The organism is Mesorhizobium sp. M1423 (genome assembly GCF_040317575.1).
Classification (GTDB): domain Bacteria; phylum Pseudomonadota; class Alphaproteobacteria; order Rhizobiales; family Rhizobiaceae; genus Mesorhizobium.
In genome coordinates, this window is record NZ_JAMYKU010000007.1 from 120,506 (window position 1) to 142,638 (window position 22,133).

General features: G+C 63.1%; 23 protein-coding genes. 13 read left to right on the top strand and 10 right to left on the bottom strand.

Features of this window, described 5'->3' with window-relative positions; all coding sequences use genetic code 11:
- The first annotated feature begins 77 nt into the window (after window positions 1-77).
- From NKG95_RS11395 to NKG95_RS11420, 6 genes are all read left to right on the top strand, one after another.
- Entirely contained in the window at window positions 78-938 is an 861-nt protein-coding gene (locus tag NKG95_RS11395) for an FAD binding domain-containing protein (protein ID WP_352787870.1), read from the top strand.
- On the top strand, window positions 938-1,414 hold the full coding sequence (locus NKG95_RS11400) for a (2Fe-2S)-binding protein (protein ID WP_023720228.1): 477 nt from the start codon (window positions 938-940) through the stop codon (window positions 1,412-1,414). Before NKG95_RS11395 ends, NKG95_RS11400 begins: the two co-directional genes overlap by 1 nt.
- Before the next feature lie 2 nt (window positions 1,415-1,416).
- On the top strand, window positions 1,417-3,681 hold the full coding sequence (locus NKG95_RS11405; protein WP_352481977.1) for a xanthine dehydrogenase family protein molybdopterin-binding subunit: 2,265 nt from the start codon (window positions 1,417-1,419) through the stop codon (window positions 3,679-3,681).
- Window positions 3,681-3,926, top strand: coding sequence for a MoaD/ThiS family protein (locus NKG95_RS11410; protein ID WP_352845597.1), 246 nt, complete (start codon window positions 3,681-3,683; stop codon window positions 3,924-3,926). Before NKG95_RS11405 ends, NKG95_RS11410 begins: the two co-directional genes overlap by 1 nt.
- Window positions 3,927-4,203: 277 nt before the next feature.
- The gene (locus tag NKG95_RS11415; RefSeq protein WP_353040654.1) at window positions 4,204-4,626 is read left to right on the top strand and encodes a GNAT family acetyltransferase; all 423 of its coding nucleotides are present in this window, start codon (window positions 4,204-4,206) and stop codon (window positions 4,624-4,626) included.
- 206 nt (window positions 4,627-4,832) lie between these two features.
- On the top strand, window positions 4,833-5,396 hold the full coding sequence (locus tag NKG95_RS11420) for a GNAT family N-acetyltransferase (protein WP_353040655.1): 564 nt from the start codon (window positions 4,833-4,835) through the stop codon (window positions 5,394-5,396).
- A gap of 90 nt (window positions 5,397-5,486) precedes the next feature.
- Here NKG95_RS11420 and NKG95_RS11425 read toward each other — a convergent pair whose 3' ends face one another.
- Both NKG95_RS11425 and NKG95_RS11430 read right to left on the bottom strand, forming a co-directional pair.
- On the bottom strand, window positions 5,487-5,885 hold the full coding sequence (locus NKG95_RS11425) for a GFA family protein (RefSeq protein ID WP_353004747.1): 399 nt from the start codon (window positions 5,883-5,885) through the stop codon (window positions 5,487-5,489).
- Window positions 5,886-6,110: 225 nt separating this feature from the next.
- A complete protein-coding gene (locus NKG95_RS11430) occupies window positions 6,111-6,563 on the bottom strand; it encodes an Lrp/AsnC family transcriptional regulator (RefSeq protein ID WP_353004745.1) in 453 nt (150 codons plus the stop codon).
- A 118-nt stretch (window positions 6,564-6,681) separates the two neighbouring features.
- Between NKG95_RS11430 and NKG95_RS11435 the strand changes: the two genes are divergently transcribed.
- On the top strand, window positions 6,682-7,692 hold the full coding sequence (locus NKG95_RS11435; protein WP_353040708.1) for a nucleoside recognition domain-containing protein: 1,011 nt from the start codon (window positions 6,682-6,684) through the stop codon (window positions 7,690-7,692).
- A 38-nt stretch (window positions 7,693-7,730) separates the two neighbouring features.
- Here NKG95_RS11435 and NKG95_RS11440 read toward each other — a convergent pair whose 3' ends face one another.
- Both NKG95_RS11440 and NKG95_RS11445 read right to left on the bottom strand, forming a co-directional pair.
- Window positions 7,731-8,843, bottom strand: coding sequence for a TauD/TfdA family dioxygenase (locus NKG95_RS11440; protein WP_023720215.1), 1,113 nt, complete (start codon window positions 8,841-8,843; stop codon window positions 7,731-7,733).
- A 256-nt stretch (window positions 8,844-9,099) separates the two neighbouring features.
- Window positions 9,100-10,881: a chloride channel protein gene (locus tag NKG95_RS11445; RefSeq protein ID WP_352494726.1), complete on the bottom strand. Its 1,782-nt coding sequence runs from the start codon at window positions 10,879-10,881 to the stop codon at window positions 9,100-9,102.
- 259 nt (window positions 10,882-11,140) lie between these two features.
- Between NKG95_RS11445 and NKG95_RS11450 the strand changes: the two genes are divergently transcribed.
- A complete protein-coding gene (locus NKG95_RS11450) occupies window positions 11,141-11,425 on the top strand; it encodes an SCP2 sterol-binding domain-containing protein (RefSeq protein WP_023720213.1) in 285 nt (94 codons plus the stop codon).
- 56 nt (window positions 11,426-11,481) lie between these two features.
- Here the strand turns inward: NKG95_RS11450 and NKG95_RS11455 are convergent, their stop codons facing one another.
- Together NKG95_RS11455 and odc2 are read right to left on the bottom strand one after the other, a co-directional pair.
- A complete protein-coding gene (locus tag NKG95_RS11455) occupies window positions 11,482-12,084 on the bottom strand; it encodes a GNAT family N-acetyltransferase (protein ID WP_353040656.1) in 603 nt (200 codons plus the stop codon).
- Window positions 12,085-12,178: 94 nt separating this feature from the next.
- A complete protein-coding gene (gene odc2, locus NKG95_RS11460; RefSeq protein WP_353040657.1) occupies window positions 12,179-13,312 on the bottom strand; it encodes an ornithine/lysine decarboxylase in 1,134 nt (377 codons plus the stop codon).
- Between the two features lie 563 nt (window positions 13,313-13,875).
- Here odc2 and NKG95_RS11465 point away from each other — a divergent pair.
- From NKG95_RS11465 to NKG95_RS11480, 4 genes are all read left to right on the top strand, one after another.
- Window positions 13,876-15,075 carry an amidase gene (locus tag NKG95_RS11465; RefSeq protein ID WP_353040658.1) on the top strand — a complete coding sequence of 400 codons (1,200 nt, stop codon included), beginning with the start codon at window positions 13,876-13,878 and terminating at the stop codon, window positions 15,073-15,075.
- A 1-nt stretch (window position 15,076) separates the two neighbouring features.
- Window positions 15,077-15,976: a LysR family transcriptional regulator gene (locus NKG95_RS11470; RefSeq protein ID WP_023720210.1), complete on the top strand. Its 900-nt coding sequence runs from the start codon at window positions 15,077-15,079 to the stop codon at window positions 15,974-15,976.
- Window positions 15,977-16,062: 86 nt separating this feature from the next.
- Entirely contained in the window at window positions 16,063-16,731 is a 669-nt protein-coding gene (locus tag NKG95_RS11475) for a DUF1007 family protein (protein WP_352494723.1), read from the top strand.
- Window positions 16,728-17,882, top strand: coding sequence for a nickel/cobalt transporter (locus tag NKG95_RS11480; RefSeq protein WP_352482093.1), 1,155 nt, complete (start codon window positions 16,728-16,730; stop codon window positions 17,880-17,882). The genes NKG95_RS11475 and NKG95_RS11480 overlap by 4 nt, the downstream gene beginning before the upstream one ends.
- Before the next feature lie 25 nt (window positions 17,883-17,907).
- Here NKG95_RS11480 and denD read toward each other — a convergent pair whose 3' ends face one another.
- The 4 genes from denD to NKG95_RS11500 form a co-directional block, all read right to left on the bottom strand.
- A complete protein-coding gene (gene denD / locus NKG95_RS11485; RefSeq protein WP_353040659.1) occupies window positions 17,908-18,885 on the bottom strand; it encodes a D-erythronate dehydrogenase in 978 nt (325 codons plus the stop codon).
- Between the two features lies 1 nt (window position 18,886).
- Window positions 18,887-19,093, bottom strand: coding sequence for a hypothetical protein (locus tag NKG95_RS11490; RefSeq protein ID WP_031194351.1), 207 nt, complete (start codon window positions 19,091-19,093; stop codon window positions 18,887-18,889).
- Window positions 19,094-19,155: 62 nt separating this feature from the next.
- Complete coding sequence (locus tag NKG95_RS11495; RefSeq protein ID WP_023720205.1) at window positions 19,156-20,139, bottom strand: cation diffusion facilitator family transporter; 984 nt, start codon at window positions 20,137-20,139, stop codon at window positions 19,156-19,158.
- Window positions 20,140-20,152: 13 nt separating this feature from the next.
- Complete coding sequence (locus tag NKG95_RS11500; RefSeq protein ID WP_023720204.1) at window positions 20,153-20,839, bottom strand: GNAT family N-acetyltransferase; 687 nt, start codon at window positions 20,837-20,839, stop codon at window positions 20,153-20,155.
- An 83-nt stretch (window positions 20,840-20,922) separates the two neighbouring features.
- Between NKG95_RS11500 and NKG95_RS11505 the strand changes: the two genes are divergently transcribed.
- Window positions 20,923-22,107, top strand: coding sequence for a pyridoxal phosphate-dependent aminotransferase (locus tag NKG95_RS11505; RefSeq protein ID WP_023720203.1), 1,185 nt, complete (start codon window positions 20,923-20,925; stop codon window positions 22,105-22,107).
- Window positions 22,108-22,133 lie beyond the last annotated feature (26 nt).

The following is a 22,133-nucleotide window of genomic DNA, read 5'->3' on the forward strand; positions in this document are numbered from 1 at the left end:
GAATGTACGAATGGGATGGCCATTGTGGAGAGACGGTTTATATCAGTTGATGTGATTATGACCACTAAGGGGAGACGATGCGTTACATACGTCCGCTTTCAATTGAAGACGCCGCCGGCCTGTTGGCCGGCTCAGCCGGCACGGCCGCCATCCTTGCCGGAGGCAGCGACCTCTTGGTGAGAATGAAAGGCGGCTTTATCGAACCCGACTTGATCGTCGACATCAAGGCGATCGATGGGCTTGGCGAGATCAGGGAAACAGCCGAGGGCTTCAGCATCGGCGCGGCGGTCCCCTGCGCGATGCTGGGCGAGAGCAAGGCCCTGAAGAACGCATGGCCCGGCGTCGTCGAAGCGGCCAAGCTGATCGGCTCGAAGCAGGTGCAGGGACGCTGCACCATCGTCGGCAATCTGTGCAACGCCTCGCCGGCCGCCGACAGCGTGCCGGCGCTGGTAGCCGCTGGCGCCAAGGCGGTGGTCGTCGGCCCGGGAGCCAGGCGCACGATTGCCGTGGAAGCGGTACCGACTGGGCCGGGCAAGACGTCGCTGACCAAGGGCGAGATCATCGAGGCAATCCTGCTCGACAAACGTCTGCCGCGTTCGGGCGATGCCTATCTGCGTTTCATTCCGCGCACGGAGATGGACATCGCCGTGGTAAGCGCCGGCGTGAACCTGATGCTCGATGAGCAAGGTCGCGTCAAATTCGCCCGCCTGGCGCTGGGCGCCGTGGCGCCGACGGTGATTCTGGTCGAGGAGGCCGCCGAGGTTCTCATCGGCTCCAAGCTGGACGAAGCCACGCTGGAAAGGCTCGCCAAGGTCTGCTCGGGGGCCTGTCGTCCGATCGACGACAAGCGAGGCACTATCGAATTCAGACGGAAAGTTGCGGGTGTGCTGGCCAAGCGGGCCGCCACGACCGCCTATGCACGTGCAGGAGGCAAATAATGGCTGGTGTGGCAGTATCAACGACGATCAATGGCGACAATGTCGAGTACCTTTGCCAGCCGGACGAGACGCTGCTCGATGTCCTGCGCGATCGCCTGGGGCTGACGGGCGCCAAGGAAGGCTGCGGCACCGGCGACTGCGGCGCCTGCAGCATCATCCTCGACGACCGGCTGGTGTGCTCGTGCCTGGTGCTCGGCGCGGAGGCTGAAGGGCGGCGCATCGAAACCATCGAGGGCATGGCGCATGGCGACAAGCTGCATCCGCTGCAGCAGAAATTCCTGGAACACGCCGCGCTTCAATGCGGCATCTGCACGCCGGGCTTCCTCATGGCGGCCAAGGACCTGTTGGCCAAGAACCCCGATCCGACCGAGGAGGAGATCCGCTTCGGCCTCGCCGGGAACCTCTGCCGCTGCACCGGCTATGACAAGATCGTGCGTGCCGTTCAGGACGCCGCGAGCGTGATGAAGGGAGCATGACGATGAATTTCGATCCACGTTACTCCGGACGCAATTTCACCTCTGTCGGCACGCGCCCCATCCGTCCCGACGGCGTCGACAAGGTGACGGGCCGCGCACGCTATGGCGCCGACTTCAACATGGCCGGGCAACTGGTCGGGCGCGTTCTCAGAAGCCCCCATGCGCATGCCACGATCAGGAAGATCGACACGTCGAAGGCGGAGAAGCTCGCCGGCGTCAAGGCGGTGATCACCGCGGCCGACCTGCCCGACCTCACCGACGGCGATGCCGCCATGTACGACATCCTCGACAACTGCATGGCGCGCAAGAAAGCGCTCTACGACGGCCATGCTGTGGCCGCGGTCGCTGCGGTCGATGCCCGCACGGCGAGGCAGGCACTGAAGCTGATCGAGGTCGACTACGAGGTGCTGCCGCATGTCACCGACGTCGACGAGGCGATGAAGCACTCCTCACCCGTGCTCAACGACGCCATCTTCACCGAGGGCCTTGAGCAAAAGCCCGTCAAGCCTTCCAACGTCACCAAGCGCACCCAGTACGGCCATGGCGACATCCATGAAGGTTTCGGCCAGGCCGATTTCGTCGTCGAACGCTCCTTCAAGACCGAGCAGACGCACCAGGGTTATATCGAGCCGCATGCCTGCGTGGCCAATGTCAGCTCCGACGGCACCGCCGATCTTTGGGTCTGCACGCAAGGGCATTTCGTCTATCGCCAGCACTGCGCCCAGCTGCTTGGCATGGAGGCCTCGAAACTGCGCGTCACCTCGTCGGAGATCGGCGGCGGTTTCGGCGGCAAGACCCATGTCTGGGCCGAGCCGGTGGCGCTGGCGCTGTCGCGCAAAGCCGGCCGGCCGGTCAAGCTGGTCATGACGCGCGACGAGGTGTTCCGCGCCTCCGGCCCGACTAGCGCCACCTCGATCGACGTCAGGATCGGCGCCCGTAAGGACGGCACGATCACGGCGGCCGAGGCGACGCTGCGCTATTCCTGCGGCCCCTATGCCGGCATGTGGGCTGAGATCGGCGCCATGACCGCCTTTGCCTGCTACAAGCTCGAGAACGTCAGGACGGTCGGCTACGAAGTGCTGGTCAACCGGCCCAAGACTGCGGCCTATCGCGCGCCGTCGGCGCCGATGGCAGCGTTTGCGGTGGAAAGCGCGGTCGACGAGCTGGCCAAGGAGATCGGCATGGATCCGGTCGAGTTCCGGATCAGAAACGCGGCGCAGGAAGGCACCAGATCGTCCTACGGCCCGGTATACGGCCCGATCGGCATCGGCCCGACGCTGGAGGCGGCGAAGAGCCATCCGCACATGAAGGCGCCGCTCGGCAAGAACCAGGGCCGCGGCATGGCCTGCGGCTTCTGGTTCAACTTCGGTGGCCAGACCTGCACCGACCTCAACATCGGCATGGACGGTTCGGTCTCGCTTGCCGTCGGAACCGTTGACGTGGGTGGCTCGCGCGCCTCGCTTTCGCTGGTGGCGGCTGAGGAGCTCGGTATCCCCTATGAGCAGGTCAAGGCGGTGGTCGCCGATACCTCCAGCCTCGGCTACAACGATATGACGGACGGCAGCCGCGGCACCTTCTCGTCTTCGATGGCGACGATCTCCGCCGCTCGCAACGCCATCAAGATCCTGCGGGATCGCGCCGCGCAGACGTGGGACATCCCGGTCGACGACGTGGTCTGGGAAAAGGGCCACGCGATCGCTAGGGGCGAGAAGTACGGCAACCTTGCTGCGCTGTCGCTGAAGGAGATCGCGGCCGCTTCCGGAAAGACGGGCGGACCGATCGCCGGCCACAGCGAGCTCGTCGCCGACGGCGCCGGCGTCTCCTTCGCCACCCATATCTGCGATATCGAGGTGGATCCGGAGACCGGCTTCACCAGGGTGCTGCGCTACACCGTCGTTCAGGACGCCGGCAAGGCGGTGCATCCGACCTATGTCGAGGGGCAGTACCAGGGGGGTGCCGCGCAAGGCATCGGCTGGGCGCTCAACGAAGAGTACATCTACGGCAAGGACGGGCGGCTGCAGAACCCTGGCTTCCTGGACTACCGCATCCCGGTCTGCTCGGACCTGCCGATGATCGACACACAGATCCTCGAGATCCCCAACCCTAACCATCCCTACGGGGTGCGCGGCGTCGGCGAGACCTCGATCGTGCCGCCGCTGGCGGCGATCGCCAATGCAGTCTCGAATGCGGTCGGCGTGCGCATGGCGCATATACCGATGTCGCCGCCGCGCATCCTGGCGGCGATCGAGGCGGAACGGGAAGGCTGATGGTTGAAGTAACGCTCTGGGGATCGCTCGGCGCGATCGCCGGAGGCAAGAACAAGGTCGAGATCGAGGCGAAGGATATTCGGGAGCTGTTCAGGAAGCTGGCTGAGCAGTATCCCGGCCTCGAGCCCTACATCGATCGCGGCATCGCCGTCGCCATCGACGGTACGATCTATCGCGACACCTGGTCGAAGGAGCTGCCGGAAGGGGCGGAGATATTCCTGCTGCCGCGTCTTGCCGGGGGATAATTTGAGCTCGACCTCGAGCCGCGCAGCGGCGTCATCGCCATGTGATCGAATATGTCATCCGCAACGAGGACGTGACGACCGCGGCCGCATCCGCCGCCGTGATGGAGCACAGCAGCAATGAGCCACCCCGCGTCTGCCGCATGATCGAGCGTCCGACGACAGCAGGCACCGCGCTAGGCATGCCGAAGTTACGGGCCTACAACGACAACTTCCAAAATCACCCGCTTATTAGGTACTGTCTGGTTCGACCCCCGATTCGCCTGTCCGGATAGACTGAATGATCTCGATTGTAGAATACACCGACTGTCACCTTGACGGGGTCGAGGCCCTGTGGCGGGACGCATTCCCCAACGATACACCTTGGAACGCGGCCTACATTTCAATCCCCGAGAAGCTGAGGCATCAGCCGAAACTGCTTTTGGTGGCGATAGAGGCCGATCAGGTCGTCGGATCGATCATGGCCGGGTATGACGGCCATCGAGGGTGGATATCGCGCATCGCTACCCTGCAGTCCCATCGCCAAAAAGGGATCGGTGAGGCCCTCATCCATGAGGCCGAGAGGCGGCTCGCCGGCCTTGGTTGCATAAAGATCAACCTCCAAATTGTCGCTTCCAATTCGACGGTTCTTGGGTTCTACCGAAAGTGCGGATACGAGGTCGAGGAGCGCATAAGCATGAGCAAACTGTTACCGAAAGTTTGAGGTGCTCCGCCGATTAACTCCTCGTCGCGGCTCGACGGCTCAGGTCCTTTGGAATCTTGCTGCCGATGATTATTGTGGCAGGCGAATCTCTCCGGGAATCGCGTTGCGGGACACGGCCGACAGCCGAAGCCGGGCGAAGTTCAGCCAACCGGTGGGGCACAAAACGCCCTACATATGGTCCAATTGCTGGTGCAGTGAGAACATGCATGCAGATCGCATCAAAGCCACGCGTCCGGCTGGCAAGCCGTCAGGAACTGGATGAAATTGGCGGGCTCGTCTCCGACGCCTTCGCATCGTTACGGCCCGTTCTGGCGCCACACATCTTCGAGCCCTATGTGAACGACGCGCGGGATGTCGCGGGGCGATGGGCGAAGGCTAGCGTCGCGGTGCTCGAAGCCGAGGGACGGCTCGTCGGGACGGTCACCTACTACGCCGATGCCGCCTTTGACCGCATGGGCTGGCCGCCCGGGCTGGCAGGCCTCAGGACCCTCGCGGTTGCTCCCTCGGCACAGGGCCGCGGATATGGCCGCGCGCTTTGCGAATGGTGCGTCATGCAAGCGCGTCGGCAAGGCTCGAGCGGCCTTGCGCTTCACACTGCCTCGTTCATGCCGTCTGCATGCAAGCTGTACGAGAGCCTTGGCTTCGAGAGACGCCCTGCTCACGACCTTTTCGCATCCGACATTATTGGCTTTGATCCAGCTCTCGGCGATCAGCAGATCATCGCCTACCTGCTGCCGCTCAAGCAGGTCGAGAGCAGCCACGATCGATAATGTTTGACCGCCGTTTGAACGGACGGGGGTATCATCTCGCTTCCGGACGCTGTCCTCAGCTTCCGCCGTTTGTCTCGATGCGAGCAGATCCTAGTCTTTCGTATAGTCAGGCCCAAAACGGGTCGGCAGGTTGTCGGCGAGTTTCAACCAAGGGAGCTTCTCCTCAAAGGCGACATGCAGCGTAGGTGCAAATTTTTCTGGCTCCTCCATCGCTGCCGCAAAAAAATGCATAACATCAGACATGTTCTTTGAGCGGAAGGACAGCGGCGTGCCACAGTGATCGCAAAATGTTCTTTCCACACCGGGAGAAGAGTTGAATATCTTCGGTAGCTTGCCCAGCCATCGCCATTGGCCGTTCAAGACGCCAATATAGGAGGTCATCGGCGCAGAACATTGCCGCCGACAACTTTCACAATGACAAACCACGCAGGCCTGTGCCGGGCCATCGACTTCAAAAGCAATAGCGCCACATAAGCAATGACCACGCATGCAAATTCTCCTTGAGTCAACAAGGACAGCTTCATGCCTGGGCGTGAGGGAGGCGCCATGAAATGCGTCGAGCTGGCGCCCAATTCCGACATTCGGCGCCAGCGATTGTCCTAGCGTGCGCTAGGCGTTCCTTCACTACCGCCTTTGCGGCATATTGAAAGTTCGTAAAGTTTCTTCGCCGGGCCGCTGAATTCACGGCCTAGCAGGTCTATCGCAACCCGAACACTACAGTGGAATTGCGGTCACTTCTTTGGCCGTTCGGATCACGAACATCGTTTGGTATCGCGCGACGTTGCTTCGGTCTCGGAACAGTCGCTCGCATAGCGCATCGAACTCTTCCATATCCGTCAGGCGGAGCATGAGGACGGCGTCGGTTTCGCCGCTCACGCTGTAGGCCTGAGTGACGGCCGGTTCCTGAGCGGCCAACTCGAGAAAGTCCCGCATATACTGCTCGCCATGACGCTCCAGTTCGACCGTGACGATCGCCTTCAAGCCCCGGCCAGCCTTTGCCGGTGCGAGAAGCGCGACAACGCGGCTAATGATGCCGCTTTTCTTCAGTCGTCGTATGCGGCGCAGGCAGCTCGAAGGGGAAAGCCCGACTAACCCCGCCAGTTTGGCGTTCGTCCGTGAGGCATCATCCTGGAGCAGGTTGAGAAGCCTTCTGTCGATCTTGTCCATCTCGGTCGCGCTCATCGTCGGTGTATTGCAATTTTATTGCACGTAATCGCAAACTTTGACCACAAATGCGAAGCGTCTCAGGTTACCCAGATGGCTCCAGGGATGATGGAGCAGCATGATGGCAATTTGCGCCGCCTTCTATCGCAAGACATTGGAAACGCTTGAAATCTATTGGGAACTGGTTCGCGTGATCGTTCCGGTTGCGATAGCCACGCGGCTCCTGCAGGACCTTGGCGTCATCCAGGCGATTTCTCCGTTCTTCTCCTCGCTCATGTTGCAGGTGGGGCTGCCACCTGAACTCGCCTTTGCCTGGCTGACGGGATTGCTGGTCGGGATCTGGGGCGCGCTTGTGATCGTATTCACCTTGGTTCCGGTTTCGGCGCTCAGCACTGCCGACATGACGGTTCTTTCGGCTCTCTTGCTGTTTGCACATGCCATTCCGATCGAGCAACGCATCATTCAGGGGGCCGGGCCGAGCTTCCTGGTCACCGCGGCGCTTCGTATTGGCGGGGGTTTGGTCTTTGCTGTCCTTCTGCATCAGATATTCGCCATGACCGGATGGCTGTCAGGACCGGTGGCGCCGGCGTGGATGCCGGCGAATGAAAGCACCGACTGGGGCGGCTTTCTCCTGGGCACAGTCAAAACCCTGGGTATCATGCTCGTCGTTCTGCTTGCGCTGAGCTGGGTGATCGAGCTTCTCAAGATGGCGGGCATTTTGGAGTGGATGAACAGAGGGCTTGCACCGCTCTTTCGGCTCGCCGGCATCGAAAAGCAGACGGTACCTTTCGCCGCTGTCGGCCTGTTTCTCGGGATTTCCTATGGCGCAGGACTGCTGATCCGCGAGGCGCGCACGCCTAGCGCGGAGCCGCGTCAGATATTCCTCGCCTGCGTGTTCATGGGTTTTGCCCATAGCCTCATTGAGGACACGTTGGTCGTTGTCGCACTTGGCGCCGATGCTACGAGCGTGCTTCTCGGTCGCCTGGCGTTTGCCGTGCTCGCGACCGCCGTGATCGCAAAAGTAATCAATGCGGTTCCCGACGCTCTTTTCTTCAAGACACTCTTCCACAAGGAAGAAGACAGTTCGCGCAATCGGATTTCGGAGCCGGCGATTAGCGGGCCGTTGACGTGAGCCCTCCTTGCACAGCGGCCGACATGTGTGTCGTGCCGCTATCGGGACAGGACGCGAATTCGGCTCTGAAACTCACCGCGATCGACATAGCATCCGCGCAGATGTCGCCGCCCGGTGTTCGGGTTGAACGATTGGCGGCCATGCAACACCCGGCGATTGTCGAAGACCGCCATTTCGCCGGCCTTCAGGCGGTAGGCTATTTGGAAACGCGGCCCGCGGATCATCATCATCAGCTTGCGATAAGCCGCATAAAAGGGCGCGCATAGGTCGGAGGGAAGGTCGATGACATCGACAAGATGGGCGTTGAACCGCAACTCCGTCACTTCCCCGTCGCGTTGCGTTACAATCACAGGAAACCGACCGCGCAGATCGTAGTTTTCATCGTGAAAACGATAGGGGATCTCGATCTCGCACAATAGGCGGTAGGCTTCCGGATCTTCCGCCTGTAGCGCGGCGACGACCGCAAACCCGTCGGCAAAGATCGATCCACCGCCCTCAGCGTCATTGGCGATACAATGCAGGAACTGGTAGCCGGGCGGCACCTCCTGGTTCGCGAGATCGGTGTGTAGCGGCAAGGCGACCGGCGTATAGGCCAGATTGTTCGGGTTCGGCATCGACACGACTTCGAACATCGTGCCGAAATTTGTCTGGCGCAGGAAACCAATCCGCTCGGCCGAACGCCGCCCCGCATCGGGATCATCGTCAAGCCCATCGACGATGGAGAGCCCGTATGCAGCCGTTGCCTTCAGCCAGGCGAGCAGATCGGCATCGCTTTGCAAGATGTCCCCGGCGGCGTGACGCGGCATGGTTTCAAGATTGATTGAGGCGTCCCAGAGTTTCGGAGCGATGTCGGCCGGATCGTCCCGCTTTCTGCCGGGACGGTAGGACTCAAAGAACTGGCTCGGGAATTCCTCCTCAGCCTGGTCGTTCTGCCAGACAATGCCCACAGCGCTGCCCCTGTCCCGCACGCTGATGGGTCTGAGCGAGGGGTCTACGCTGGTCAGGTCGAAAGTTCGTTCTTCGGTCTGCGGGTGAAACGCCGATGGTGCATTGTCCTTTAGCCAAAGCCAGGGGTAGCAGACTGTTTCGCCCGACACGAAAGTCACGGCAAGCGCGGTCTCCCGGGCTTCCACGGAAAGCAGGGTATTCATGATGATGTCTCTCTGAACACAGAATTTGATTTTCAGCTTGGATCAGGCCCGCAGGCCGTCAATCCAACGGTGGTGGCCACCACAAGCTCGGCTTCCCATAGCGATGGGATCCGGGATTTCTGTTCGGTTCTTCGAGCACGCCATCTCCAGGCGGAATCTGGCTCCAGATGAAATCTGGTTCAAAGCCACCGCGATGGTAGCGGTCATTCGCCGGCGGTGTCCAGCTAAATGCAGCGGGATCGCCATCCCCTCTCGGCTACCCCTCGCCCGACAGATCGCGCCGCGCCTTGTCGAGTTCCTCGGCATAGCGGCGCATCAGGTGGCCTTCGGTCAGCAAACCGACCACCTTGCGGTCGGTGAAATCCTCGACCACTGCCAATTCCTCGGCGCCGGCGCGCTGGAAGGTCTCGGCCGCCGACTGCACGTTCATGCTCGGCACCAGCACCGCATCCCTGAATTTGGCGAAGGACAGCACCGGCATCTCGTCATCCGACAAATGGCTGTGCAATTCGGCGACGATCAGCACGCCGACATAGTGCAGTTCGGCATCCACCGCGATGACGCGCTGCGAGGCACCGAGCGGCACCTGCTTGCGGAATGTTGCAAGCGTCGTTGAGGCGTCGATGGTGCGGACATCCTTGCGCATCATCGAGCCGACCGTCAGGCTGCGCATCCAGCCTACATCATGGGCGCTGCGGATGGTTTCGCCGCGCAGGTGAAAGCGCCATGTCGAGAAGGAATAGCCAAACGTTTCTCGCACTAGGATCGCCGCCATGAGCGAGGCGGCCAGCACCACGCCGGTCAGCGTCAGGTCGCGGGTCGATTCCAGCGCCAGGAAGGTCATCGTCAACGGGCCACCGACGACGCCGACGGCGAGCGAGGTCATGCCGACGACGGCGGCGACGGCGGGGTCGATGCCGGTCGCCGGCGAGACGAACGCCATCGCGCCGGCGAACATCTTGCCGAGCAGGGCACCGAGGAACAAAGAGGCAAAGAACAGCCCGCCGCGGAAGCCGGAGCCGAGCGAGATCGCCGACGCCGACAGCTTCAGCACGAAGACGCTGGCCACCACGGCCAGCCCGTAATTCATCGCGAATTCGCGGTGCAGCGCGCCATGGCCGCTGGACAGGACCTGCGGCGTGATCAGCCCCAGCAGCCCGACCATCACGCCGCCGATGGCTGGGCGCAACGAGGCGTCGATCGACAGCCGCGCAAAGATGCGCTCGATCAGGCTCACCAGATGCATGATGGCGATCGAAGCACCGCCACCCAAAAGCCCGAGCAGCATGAACGGCAAATACTGGCTGACGGTGAGCGCCGGCAGACCCGCGAGCTCCAGCGGAAACGGCACGCCGCCGAACATTTCGGCGGTCAGCGAGGCCGAGATCGCGGCGGCCATCACCGGCGCGACATTGGCGACCGAATAGATGCCGATGACCAGCTCGAAACCGTAGAAGGCGCCGGTCAGCGGCGCATCGAAGGCGGCGGCGATCGCGCCGGCCGCACCGCAGCCGACGAGGATGCGGACATCGTTGCGGCGCAGCCTGAACAAGCGCGCCAGCCGCGACGCCAGGCCGGAACCCACCTGCGTGTAGCCGGCCTCGAGCCCGACCGAAGCGCCGAAGCCGCTCGAGATCATCGTCTGCCCGGCGATGATGAAAGTGTCGGTCAGCGACATGCGGCCGCCGTAAAGCGCGTTGGCTTCGATCGGATCGACCGGCGTGCGGAACTTCCGCTTTCTCAGCCAGATCACCGTCAGCCCGAGCAGGATGCCGCCGATCGCCGGTATCAGCGCTTGCTCCGGCCTTTGCAGCGAAAACATCGCCGAAAGCCGACCACCGGGCTGAACGCCGAACATAAGCCCATGCAGGACCTGCACCAGTTCGCTCATGCCGGTGACCAGCGCACCCGCTATCACCCCGACCAAAGCCGCCAGAATGACGACAGCGATGCCGCGCGCCTCGAGCAGCGGGATCGATCGGATCAGCACCGCGCGCAGTCGACGGGCATAGACTTGCGGTTCGTTTCTGGAAAGCACCGGGGCGGCTCGCCGATATCAAAGGGGAGTGGTGCCTGATACGCCCGGCGGCTTTGCATGGCAACAATGCCGGCCGCCAAGGTGTCATGCCCGCGTGATGCTGCGGCGATAAAGCCCATCTTCAGCTCGGGGAACCGCGTTGACGTAAACGTCAACCCGAAGCTATATGCGCCGACCGTGGCTGTAAAACCAGGCAAGCGGCTTCGGCCGGGTCGAAGCGCCAAGGCGCGACAAACGCAACCAGACGAGGAGAACCGCCATGAGCGTTCAGGAGATTGCCGACAAGATCAGGTCGCGCGTGGCGAGCGCCGGGTTCGATCGCTCCGTGAAATTCGACACCGGCAGCGACGGCGTCATCGTCATCGACGGCGCCGATGTCTCGACCACCGATGCACCGGCAGATTGCACCATACAGCTGTCGCTCGACGATTTGGACTCGCTGATATCAGGCGATCTCAACCCGACCATGGCCTTCATGTCCGGCAAGATAAAGGTCGAAGGCGACATGAGCGTCGCCATGGCGCTCAGCCAGCTGATCGGCTGATCCACTTAAGGCGAAACAAGCCGCCGCACGATGGGCGGGCGGCTTGCTTCGAACCATCAGGCAGCGAGCGACAGCCTCTGCGCCTTCAGCTTGCGCCCGGCCGCCTTCAACGTGCCCTGCGCGCCGTCGAGCGCGCCGACCAGCAGTTCCCGCGCCAGCAGGCGGTGCCGCTCGTAAGGCCCCGGCATGGCCATCGAGCCGGTCTTTGCGGCCGAAAACCCGAAGCGTTCGTAATAGGGCGCGTCGCCGACCAGCAGGATCGCCGCATGGCCAAGCCGCTCGGCCTCAGTCACTGCATAGCGCATCAGCGCCGAGCCGATGCCGGCATTTTTCAGCGCCGGGTCGACCGCAAGCGGGCCGAGCAGCAGCGCTGCCTTGCCGCCCTCGCCCAGCACCACGTCCCACAGCCGCACGGTGCCGGCAACAGCGCCCGACGCATCGCGCGCGACAAAGGCAAGGCCCTCCGAAGGCCGGCGGCCGCGCCGCAGCTTTTCCGACGACTTCTTCCGGCGCTTCGGCCCCATGGCGCGATCGAGCAAAGCCTCGCGCGCACCGATATCGGCAGCGGTTTCGGCAGTGATGACAAAAGCGCCGGCATTCTCCCCCCTCGAGGGGGAGATCCCCGCGGCGCCTTCAACAATGAAATCCAAAACGTCCATTTCCGCGATCCTTCACGAGCGGATTGTTCCACAGGCGAGCCCGGGCGGGCGACCGGCGCCCACCTCGGATGATCTGATCGGTTCTTTCGAACCGTCAGATCACGTAGGATCGGAGAGGCTCGAAGCCGTTGAAGGCCACCGACGCGTAGGTCGTCGTGTAGGCGCCGGTGCCCTCGATCAGCACCTCGTCGCCGATGGTCAGCGACAAGGGCAGCGGATACGGCGTCTTCTCGTACATCACGTCGGCCGAATCGCAGGTCGGGCCGGCGAGCACGCAAGGCGCGGTCTCGCTGCCGTCATGCGCGGTGACGATCGGGTAGCGGATCGCCTCGTCCATCGTCTCGGCCAGACCGCCGAACTTGCCGATGTCGAGGAACACCCAGCGCACATTGTCGTTGTCGGCCTTCTTCGAGATCAGCACGACCTCCGACTTGATGACGCCGGCATTGCCGACCATGCCGCGGCCCGGCTCGATGATCGTCTCGGGGATCGCGTTGCCGAAGTGCTTCCTGAGCGCCGAGAAGATCGCCTGGCCATAGGCCTGCGCCACCGGCACATCCCTGAGATAGCGGGTCGGGAAGCCGCCGCCCATATTGACCATCTTCAGCACGATGCCTTCGTCGGTGAGCGTCGCGAACACCTTCTTGGCGTCGCCCAGCGCGCGGTCCCAGGCGGTCAGGTCGGTCTGCTGCGAGCCGACATGGAACGACACACCATAAGCGTCGAGGCCGAGCGCCCTGGCATGGCGCAGCACGTCGACCGCCATCGCCGGCACACAGCCGAACTTGCGCGACAGCGGCCATTCGGCGCCCTCGCCGTCGGTCAGGACGCGGCAGAACACGCGAGCGCCGGGAGCGACACGGGCGATCTTCTCGACCTCCTCGACGCAGTCCACCGCAAACAGCTTAATGCCGAGCTGGTAGGCGCGCTGGATGTCGCGCTCCTTCTTGATGGTGTTGCCGAAGGAGATGCGGTCCGCCGGCGCACCGGCGTCCATCGCCATCTCGACTTCGGCAACGGAAGCGGTGTCGAAGGACGAGCCCATCGCAGCAAGCAGGCGCAGGATTTCCGGCGCCGGGTTTGCTTTCACCGCATAGTAGATCTTGGAATCGGGAAGCGCCTTCTCGAAGGCGCGGAAATTGTCGCGCACGACATCGAGGTCGACGACGAGGCACGGGCCGTTCGGACGTCGGGTAGCGAGGAAATCAAGGATGCGCTGGGTAGCCATCGGGGTCTCTCCATCAGCGCCTTTCGGCGCGCACAAAGGCTTGCGGACGCGGGCTCTCGGCCTCGCGAACACGCGGTGGACAAAGGCGGGACGGAAATCCATGGAACCAGCCGGTGGAGACCCCGGAACCATGAAGCGCCGTCTCGCGGCGGTGAACCTTGGCCTTGCCCGGCCTCGGTTCGCTTTGTCTGCCTTGGCTTGGATGGGAGACCCGTCCGCACTGCCGGCAATGAAGGTGTGCCTCTTCAGTAACCCCGGTCTTTGGACGACCGGCAGAACACCAGAAAGGCCCGCACCGTCGTTGCTTCAAGGTGTCCTCGGTTGGCGGTTGGCCGCTAAACCGACTGGAGGGGTTGGCTCCAGTTACCTTACCGATATCCCTCACCATTCGAGGATCGGCGGACACCCACAGGCACGTGCGACTTTGGGCAAGCGCGATATAAGAGCGAAAGATTTCACAATCAATAAAAATCGTATGGCAGGTTGTAAAATTTGTGGCATCGAACAATGCTGCGGCAACCAGAAGAACAATGCTGCGGCAAGCACATCCGGATATCGAACGCATGACAGGCACTCGCGGCCCGCTGAACGCTTTTCTCGACCTTGATCAAGCCCCTGTTACCAATGCGCAATCCGGCCCGCTTGTCGGCTTGCGGCTGGCCGTCAAGGATATCTTCGACGTCGCCGGCTACCGCACCGGCTGCGGCAATCCGCAGAAATACCGGGAAGCTTCACCGGCCACGGCGACCGCGCCGGCCGTCCAGGCGCTGCTTGATTCGGGCGCACGCTTCGTCGGCAAGACGCAGACCGACGAACTCGCCTTTTCCCTGCTGGGGCTGAACGCGCATTTCCCGTCGCCGATCAATCCGGCGGCACCCGACCGCGTCACCGGCGGCTCATCCTCCGGTTCTGCCGCGGCGGTAGCCGGCGGGCTCGCCGACATCGCCACCGGGTCCGACACCGGCGGCTCGATCCGTGCGCCGGCAAGCTTCTGCGGCCTGATCGGCCTCAGGACGACGCATGGCCGCATCCCGCTCGACGGCACCATGCCGCTGGCGCCTTCGCTGGACACGTTCGGCTGGTTCGCCAGGGATATCGTCACTTACGAAAAGGTCGGCACGGTGCTGCTCGGCGACGATCCGCATCGCCACGAACTGGTACGCCCTTTTGCCCTCGACGCGCTGGACAGCCTCGTGCTCGGCCCGCTGGAGGCGGATGAATATCGCGCCATGGTCCGCGGTGTCGCTACGGTGCTGGGCGCGCCGCGCAGCGTTGGCCCGCTGTCGCATTCAATCGACGATCTTTATTGGTGCTTCCGTAAGCTGCAGGGCTATGAAGCCTGGCAAAGCCACGGCGCCTGGATCGCCGGCGGCGACCGCATGCTCGGCCCCGGCGTCAGGGAGCGCTTCGAGCATGGCGCGACCATCAGCGCGACAACCGCGCAGCACGAAACGGAACGTCGCGTTTCGTTTCGCCTCGAACTTGCCGGCCTGCTTGGCGACGACGGCGTTCTTGTGCTTCCGACCGCTCCGGGTGCCGCGCCGCTCAAGGCCGCGACATTCGACGATTTGCAGACCTATCGCGAGCGCGCGCTGAGACTGCTATGCCTTTCCGGCCTGTCCGGTTTTCCGCAAATCACGCTGCCGCTCGGCAGGGCCGAAGGCGCGCCGTTCGGACTTTCGCTGCTCGGTCCGAAGAACAGCGACCGGCAGGTGATTGCGCTGGCCGCCCGCATCCTTTCAGCCCGCCAAGGAGGCGCATGACATGGATACGCTGACCCGCATGCGTGCCTTCATCGACGTGGTCGAGGCCGAAGGCTTTTCGGCGGCGGCGCGCAAGATCGGCCGCTCCAAGGCGCTGTTGTCGAAATACGTGCGCGAGCTCGAGGACGAGCTCGGCGCGCTGCTGCTCAACCGGACCACCAGGCAGTTCTCCCTGACCGAGGCCGGCCACACCTATTACCGGCGCGCCTCGGAGATCGTGCGCGAGGTCGACAGCCTTGCCGATGCGGTGCGCGAATCCTCCGGCGACGTGCGCGGCAGGATCAAGCTGTCGGCACCGCGTACTTTCGCCGACGCGCCGATCGGCCAATCGCTGATCGACTTCGCCAAGCAGCATCCCGACATCGTCCTCGACATTCATCTCGACGATCGCTTCGTCGATCTGGTCGAGGAGGGCTTCGATCTGGCGGTGCGCATTTCGCGGCTGGAGAATTCCTCGCTGATCGCCAGGCGCCTGGCGCCATTTTCGGTACGGCTTTGCGCGTCTCCCGAACTGATCGCCAAGCACGGCATGCCGGTCAGGGCGCAAGACCTTGCCCGCGTGCCTTGCATCATCGACACCAATGGCCGCTGGCTCACCAACTGGCCGTTCAAGGGCGACAGCGGCGATACCGTGAGCGTTTCGGTTTCCGGCCCGATCGAGGTCAACAGCCCGATGGCGGCAAGGGCCGCTGCCGTGGCTGGATTGGGATTTTCCATCCTGCCAGATTTCATCGCCGCGCCCGACATCGAAAGCGGCAAGCTGGTGACTGCGCTGGATGACCGCATCCTGCCCGGCGGCGGCATCTTCGCCGTCTATCCGCACCGGCGCTATCTGCCTGCAAAAGTTCGCGTATTCGTCGACTTCCTGGTGCAGTGGTTCAAGGCGCTGGACACCGCATGAGCTTTCAGCCGGCTTGCGGTCCCATTTTCGCCCCCTTTCTGGTAACTGTCGGCAATTCACCGAAGCCGATTGAATCGCGACCGAGAATGCACCTGAAACAGCAAGCCATCATGCTGGCTTCGGCCTTGACCGCGACTATTGCCGCCGTCGGACCGGCCGAGGTGCATCCCCACGTCTTCGCCGAGGCCCGGCTCGAAGTGGTCCTCGGCCCGGATCACCAAACTGTGAAGGCATTGCGCCATGTCTGGCGCTTCGACGATTTGTTTTCGAGCACGGTGATGATGGAATTCGACAAGAATTCCGACCTGAAGCTCGACGACAAGGAGCTGAAGGATGTTGCCGACACCGTCCATGCCTCGCTTGCCGAATTCAACTACTTCCAGCTCGTCACCGTCGACGGCAAGGACGTGGCAATGACCCCGCCGCCGCAGCTGATGGCCAATTTCGACAACGACCAGTTGATCATCCTGTTCGAATCCGAACCGAAGGCGCCGATCAAGCTCAGCGGCAAGATCGACATCGGGGTGTACGACCCGACCTTCTACACCGCGATCGATTTCACCGAGGATGCCCATCTGCAGGTCGATGGCTTGCCGCCGACCTGCACCAGCAAGGTTGTCCGCCCGAATCCGGATGAGGCGATCGCCCAGAACCAGAAGACCCTGACCGACGCGTTCTTCAACGATCCGACGGGCACCGACATGAGCAAGATCTTTGCCACCAAGCTTGAACTAACCTGTCAGCCGGAAGGATAGATCCAGTGACGAAACCGTCCCTGCGTTTGGCAGTCGGTCTTCTGGCCGCCGCCTTTGTGATGACGCATTTTCTCGGCTCCGCCCACGCCCAGAGCTCGCTCGGCATCGGCACCAATGACGGCATGGCTCCAACCGCCACCGGCCCGTTCGCCCACATCCTGATGTGGATCAATCTGCGCCAGCAGGAATTCTATCATGCGCTTGCCGGCGCGATGAAGGCGATGCGCCAGGACGGCAGCAAGATGTGGCTGCTCATCGGCCTGTCCTTTGCCTATGGCATTTTCCACGCTGCCGGCCCCGGTCACGGCAAGGCGGTGATCTCGTCCTACATGGTGGCCAATGAAGTGGCGCTCCGGCGCGGCATCATGCTGTCCTTCGTCTCGGCCCTGCTGCAGGCGCTGACCGCGATCGTGGTGATGCTGCTCGCCTATTTCGTGCTGCGCGGCACCGCGATATCGATGACCGACGCCGCATGGTTCCTCGAAATCATGAGCTATGTCTTCGTCACCCTGTTCGGCGCCTGGCTGCTGTGGCGCAAGGCCGGCCCGGCCATCCTTCGCCTGTTCGGCGCAAATCCCGGCTACAGCCTCTCGGCTGCCCATGCCGGCCATTCACATGCCGGCCATTCACATTCCGCGCATGCCCATGCGGCACATTCCCACGCGCTTCATGCGCATGACGATCACGACCATGCGCATGACCATCATGACCACGGCGCACACGACCACGCCCATGCTGCGCACGATCACCACAGCCATGCGGCGGGGGAGGTCTGCGAGACCTGCGGGCACTCGCATGCGCCCGACCCGGCGCTGCTTTCCGGCGATCGCTTCGATTGGCGCACGGCCTGGTCGGCGGTGGCTGCCGTCGGTATCCGCCCCTGTTCCGGCGCGCTGATCGTGCTGAGCTTTGCGTTGCTCAACGGCCTGTGGTTTGGCGGCATCCTGTCGGTGCTGGCCATGGCGCTCGGCACCGCAATCACCGTCTCGGCCCTGGCGACGCTTGCGGTCACGGCGAAGAACTGGGCGGTGTATTTCGCCGGCGACGGCCGCATGGGCAACCGCATCCATTCCTTCGTCGAAATCGGCGGTGCCGCCTTCGTCTTCCTGTTCGGTCTGCTGCTGCTATCGGCCAGCCTGACTGGCGCCTGACCTCGTTGCGCCCGATCGGGGTGCTTTAACTAGGGATCCTGCCGCCCAACTCGTCCTCGATATGGACGCGTATGATCTCGTCGAAGCTCGTTTCGGCAGCGAAGCCAAGCTCCCTCGAGCGCCGCGCCTCGAAGCGTGTCGGCCAACCCTTCACGATCGCCCAGATCGTCTCGTCGGGCTCCTCGCGGATCAGTTTGACCGCCTTGGCGCCGGCAACACGTTCCAGCGCTTCGATCTGCTCGCCGACAGTCACGGCGACGCCCGGCATCGTCAGGTTGCGGCGCGGCCCGACGGCGGCGCCGTCAATTCCAGCCGCATGGATCAAAAAATTCACCGCTGAACGCGGGCTGGCGTGTGTGTGGACGACCGAGCGCGGCACCGGCAGGATGGCTTCATGGCCGCTCAGCGGCTCGCGGATGATGCCGGAGAAGAAACCTGAGGCCGCCTTGTTCGGCTTTCCCGGCCTGACGCAGATGGTCGGCAGCCTGATGCCGATGCCGTCGAAGAAGCCACGCCTGGTATAGTCGGCAAGCAGCGCCTCGCCCATCAGCTTCTGCGTGCCGTAGGAGGTCAGCGGCGTCGGGTGGAACTCGTCCGGAATGATTTCGGGAAACGGCGCGCCGAACACGGCGATCGATGAGGTGAAGACGAGGCGCGGCGCAAATGCCGCCAGCCGGACGGCATCGAATAGCGCCCTTGTGCCATCGAGATTGACGCGGTAGCCGAGATCGAAATTGGCCTCCGCTTCACCCGACACCACGCCGGCGAGATGGAAGATCACGTCGGGCCGCGGCGCGACCAGATTTGTCGTCGCGCCCGGCGCGGCAAGGTCGCCGGTGTGGACGCTGATGCTGACGCCTTCGAGGGCGGGCGCCTGCGGTGGCACGATGTCGTGAAGGTCGAGCGCGGCGATCTTGCGGCCGCCGAGTGTCCCGTCCTTGGCCAGCCGGGCAATGAGCTTGCGGCCGACCATGCCTGCCGCGCCGGTAATCAGAATGCGCATGTCACTTTCCCTTTTTGCGCTGGCTGCGGCTACGCAGCCAGAACACGACGAAGATTGCCACCATGAAGATCGCGGCGACGACGCCGGCAAGAACCGTCGAGACGTTGCCGACCGCCAGCATCACGGTTGGAAGATAATAGGCTGCGATGCCGAACAGCAGCAAAATCCAGGCGGCGCCGATTGCCGCATTGCGGGTGTCGCGGTCCATCACGCGGCCCCAGGGTAGCGGGCGTTCATGTCGATCGTTGCCAATACCAGGAACTCCCGAAATCAGTGATAGTGGCCACGGTGCGGTGCCGCATCATGCGCGTGATCGTGCTCGCCATCATGCTCATGGCTGTCGGCACATTGGCCGAATTCCGGTTCGACGGTGGCATGGGCTATGCCGTGCTCCTGCGCAAGCCGTTTCTTGATCGCGCTGACCGCCATATGCGCGTCGACGCCGTCATTGAGGCAGGCATGCAATGTCGCCATGTTGCTGGAACCGTCGATCGACCAGACATGCATGTGATGCACCTCGCGCACGCCCTTGATCGAGCCTTCGATGTCCCTCGCGATCAGGTCGCGGTCGAGGCTTGCCGGCACGCCTTCGAGCAGGACGTGGGCGGCCTCGCGCATCAGCGACCAGGCCGTGGACAAGATCAGCAGCGCGACAAGGACGGACAGGATCGGATCGATAGGCGTCCAGCCCGTCGCCAGGATTATCAGCGCCGCGATGATCGCCGCGGCCGAGCCAAGCAGGTCGCCGAGCACATGCAGGATGGCGCCGCGCATGTTCAGGCTATCGCGGTCGCCGCCATGCAGCACGAAGAAAGAGCCGATGTTGACCGCAAGGCCGGCAATCGCAACGACCAGCATCGGCCCACCGAGCACGGGCTCAGGCGTCAGCAAACGCCCCCAGGCCTCATAGACGATCCACAGCGCAATGGCGAAGATGGCGATGCCGTTGGTGTAGGCGACCAGTGTCTTGACCCGGCCGAAGCCGTAGGTGAGGCGCACGGTCCCCGGTCGGCTCGCAAGATGAAAGGCATACCAGGCAAGGCCGAGCGCAATGCAGTCGGCAAGCATGTGGCCGGCATCCGCCAGCAGCGCCAGCGATCCCGTCAGGAGACCGCCAAGCGCTTCGACGACCATGAAGCCGGCGGTCAGGCAAGCCGCGATCAGCACGCGCTTCTTGTCGGTCGAGCCATGCACATGCCCGGCACCGTGACTGTGGTCGTGGCCCTGCGCGGCATGGTCGTGGGTATGCGCCATCTATGAGCTCCTGCTACGCGCCAAACTCGGCGCGGAAATCCTCGAGCCGCCGCTTCTGCTGGCCATCGCTGTCGAAATTGGCCGGATCGAGCCACGCCTCATAGGCTCTGCGCAGATCAGGCCATTCCTTATCGATGATCGAATACCACGCGGTATCGCGGTTTTCGCCCTTGACCACAAGATGCTGACGGAAAACGCCCTCGAACTTGAAGCCGAAACGTTCCGCCGCGCGCTTCGACGGCTCGTTGCGATTGTTGCATTTCCATTCGTAGCGGCGGTAGCCAAGCTCGTCGAAGACGTACTTCATGAACAGGAACTGCGCTTCCGTCGCCGCCGGCTTGCGCGAGATCAGCGGTCCCCAATAGATGTTGCCGATCTCGATCACGCCATAGGCCGGATCGATGCGCATCAGCGTCTGGCGCCCGGCGACCTTGCCGCTGGCCTTGTCGATGACCGTGAAGAACAGCGGGTCATCGCTGGCTTCGGCCTTGTCCAGCCATGGCTGGAAGGCGGCGCGGGTCTGCGGCGGGTCGTCGAACAGCCAGGCGAAGCGGCCGCCGGCATCGACCACTGACGAGGCCTCGAACAGGCCGTCGCCGTGCTTTTCGGCGTTGAGCGGCTCCAGCCTGACAGTGCGCCCCTCCAGCAACTTGCGTTCGGGCCGCGGGCGCGGTTGCCAATTCTTGAGATTTTCCGACACCGAAAACTCCAATCCGTTTGACTTTTGCGGGCGGACGCTCACAAAAACGCACGCTCGCTGAAAGAACCACACGGACGGGAAAAATGCTCCACACGATTTCGGCCTTCGACCGCCTCGGCGAGGAAAATGCGTTCGCAGTGCTGGCGCGTGCCACTGCACTTGCCCACCAGGGCCGCGACATTGTCAATCTCGGCATCGGCCAGCCCGACTTCAAGACGCCGCAGCATATCGTCGAGGCCGCGATCAAGGCGCTACGCGATGGCCATCACGGCTATACGCCGGCCAACGGCCTGCTGGCGACGCGCGAAGCGGTGGTACGCCGCACGCTGGCCACCACTGGCGTCGAAGTCTCGCCGGAAGCGGTGATGATCCTGCCCGGCGGCAAGCCGACCATGTTCGCGGCGATCCTGATGTTTGGCGAGCCGGGTGCCGAAATTCTCTATCCCGATCCCGGCTTTCCGATCTACCGCTCGATGATCGAGTTCACCGGTGCTGCCCCCATCCCGGTGCCGATGCGCGAGGAGAACGGCTTTGCCTTTTCGGCCGCGGAGACCTTGGCGCTGATCACGCCGAAGACCAGGCTGCTGATCCTCAACTCGCCGGCCAATCCGACCGGCGGCGTCACACCGCGCGCCGAGATCGAGAAGTTGGTCAAGGGCCTGGAAGCGCACCCGGATGTCGCCATCCTTTCCGACGAGATCTACGACGTGATGACCTATGACGGCGAGACGCATTGTTCGCTGCTCGCTTTCCCCGAAATCCGCGACCGGCTGATCGTGCTCAACGGCTGGTCGAAGACCTGGGCAATGACCGGCTGGCGCATGGGCTGGTCGATCTGGCCGAACGGCGACAAGGGCGCGCATCTCTACGATAAGGTGCGCAAGCTGGCGGTCAATTGCTGGTCCTGCGTCAACGCGCCGAGCCAGTATGCCGGCATAGCCGCCATCGACGGCCCGCAGGACGATGTCGACACGATGATGCGCGCCTTCGACCGCCGCAGAAAGGTCGTGGTCGAGGGGTTGAATGCCTTGCCCGGTGTTTCCTGCATTACGCCGAAAGGCGCCTTCTATGCCTTCCCCAATGTTTCCAAGACCGGCTGGAAGGCCAAGAAGCTCGCCTCGGCGCTGCTCGAGGATGCCGGCGTGGCGCTGATCGGCGGCCCCGATTTCGGCATTCTCGGCGAAGGCTATGTCAGGCTATCCTACGCCAATTCCGAAGAGAACATCCTGCGCGCGCTGGAGCGGATCGAGACGTTTCTGACGAAGTGAGGGCACGATCGACGAAAGGAGACGCC

Excerpts from the sequence above, each read along its gene's own strand:
- NKG95_RS11470 (WP_023720210.1), top strand. The coding sequence starts at position 15,077 with ATGGATACGCTGACCCGCATGCGTGCCTTCATCGACGTGGTCGAGGCC.
- NKG95_RS11465 (WP_353040658.1), top strand. The coding sequence starts at position 13,876 with ATGACAGGCACTCGCGGCCCGCTGAACGCTTTTCTCGACCTTGATCAA.
- NKG95_RS11450 (WP_023720213.1), top strand. The coding sequence starts at position 11,141 with ATGAGCGTTCAGGAGATTGCCGACAAGATCAGGTCGCGCGTGGCGAGC.
- NKG95_RS11415 (WP_353040654.1), top strand. The coding sequence starts at position 4,204 with ATGATCTCGATTGTAGAATACACCGACTGTCACCTTGACGGGGTCGAG.
- NKG95_RS11435 (WP_353040708.1), top strand. The coding sequence starts at position 6,682 with ATGGCAATTTGCGCCGCCTTCTATCGCAAGACATTGGAAACGCTTGAA.
- NKG95_RS11395 (WP_352787870.1), top strand. The coding sequence starts at position 78 with ATGCGTTACATACGTCCGCTTTCAATTGAAGACGCCGCCGGCCTGTTG.
- NKG95_RS11405 (WP_352481977.1), top strand. The coding sequence starts at position 1,417 with ATGAATTTCGATCCACGTTACTCCGGACGCAATTTCACCTCTGTCGGC.
- NKG95_RS11420 (WP_353040655.1), top strand. The coding sequence starts at position 4,833 with ATGCAGATCGCATCAAAGCCACGCGTCCGGCTGGCAAGCCGTCAGGAA.
- NKG95_RS11430 (WP_353004745.1), bottom strand. The coding sequence starts at position 6,563 with ATGGACAAGATCGACAGAAGGCTTCTCAACCTGCTCCAGGATGATGCC.
- NKG95_RS11425 (WP_353004747.1), bottom strand. The coding sequence starts at position 5,885 with ATGCGTGGTCATTGCTTATGTGGCGCTATTGCTTTTGAAGTCGATGGC.
- denD (WP_353040659.1), bottom strand. The coding sequence starts at position 18,885 with ATGCGCATTCTGATTACCGGCGCGGCAGGCATGGTCGGCCGCAAGCTC.
- NKG95_RS11490 (WP_031194351.1), bottom strand. The coding sequence starts at position 19,093 with ATGGACCGCGACACCCGCAATGCGGCAATCGGCGCCGCCTGGATTTTG.
- NKG95_RS11475 (WP_352494723.1), top strand. The coding sequence starts at position 16,063 with ATGCACCTGAAACAGCAAGCCATCATGCTGGCTTCGGCCTTGACCGCG.
- odc2 (WP_353040657.1), bottom strand. The coding sequence starts at position 13,312 with ATGGCTACCCAGCGCATCCTTGATTTCCTCGCTACCCGACGTCCGAAC.
- NKG95_RS11400 (WP_023720228.1), top strand. The coding sequence starts at position 938 with ATGGCTGGTGTGGCAGTATCAACGACGATCAATGGCGACAATGTCGAG.
- NKG95_RS11410 (WP_352845597.1), top strand. The coding sequence starts at position 3,681 with ATGGTTGAAGTAACGCTCTGGGGATCGCTCGGCGCGATCGCCGGAGGC.
- NKG95_RS11440 (WP_023720215.1), bottom strand. The coding sequence starts at position 8,843 with ATGAATACCCTGCTTTCCGTGGAAGCCCGGGAGACCGCGCTTGCCGTG.
- NKG95_RS11505 (WP_023720203.1), top strand. The coding sequence starts at position 20,923 with ATGCTCCACACGATTTCGGCCTTCGACCGCCTCGGCGAGGAAAATGCG.
- NKG95_RS11455 (WP_353040656.1), bottom strand. The coding sequence starts at position 12,084 with ATGGACGTTTTGGATTTCATTGTTGAAGGCGCCGCGGGGATCTCCCCC.
- NKG95_RS11495 (WP_023720205.1), bottom strand. The coding sequence starts at position 20,139 with ATGGCGCATACCCACGACCATGCCGCGCAGGGCCACGACCACAGTCAC.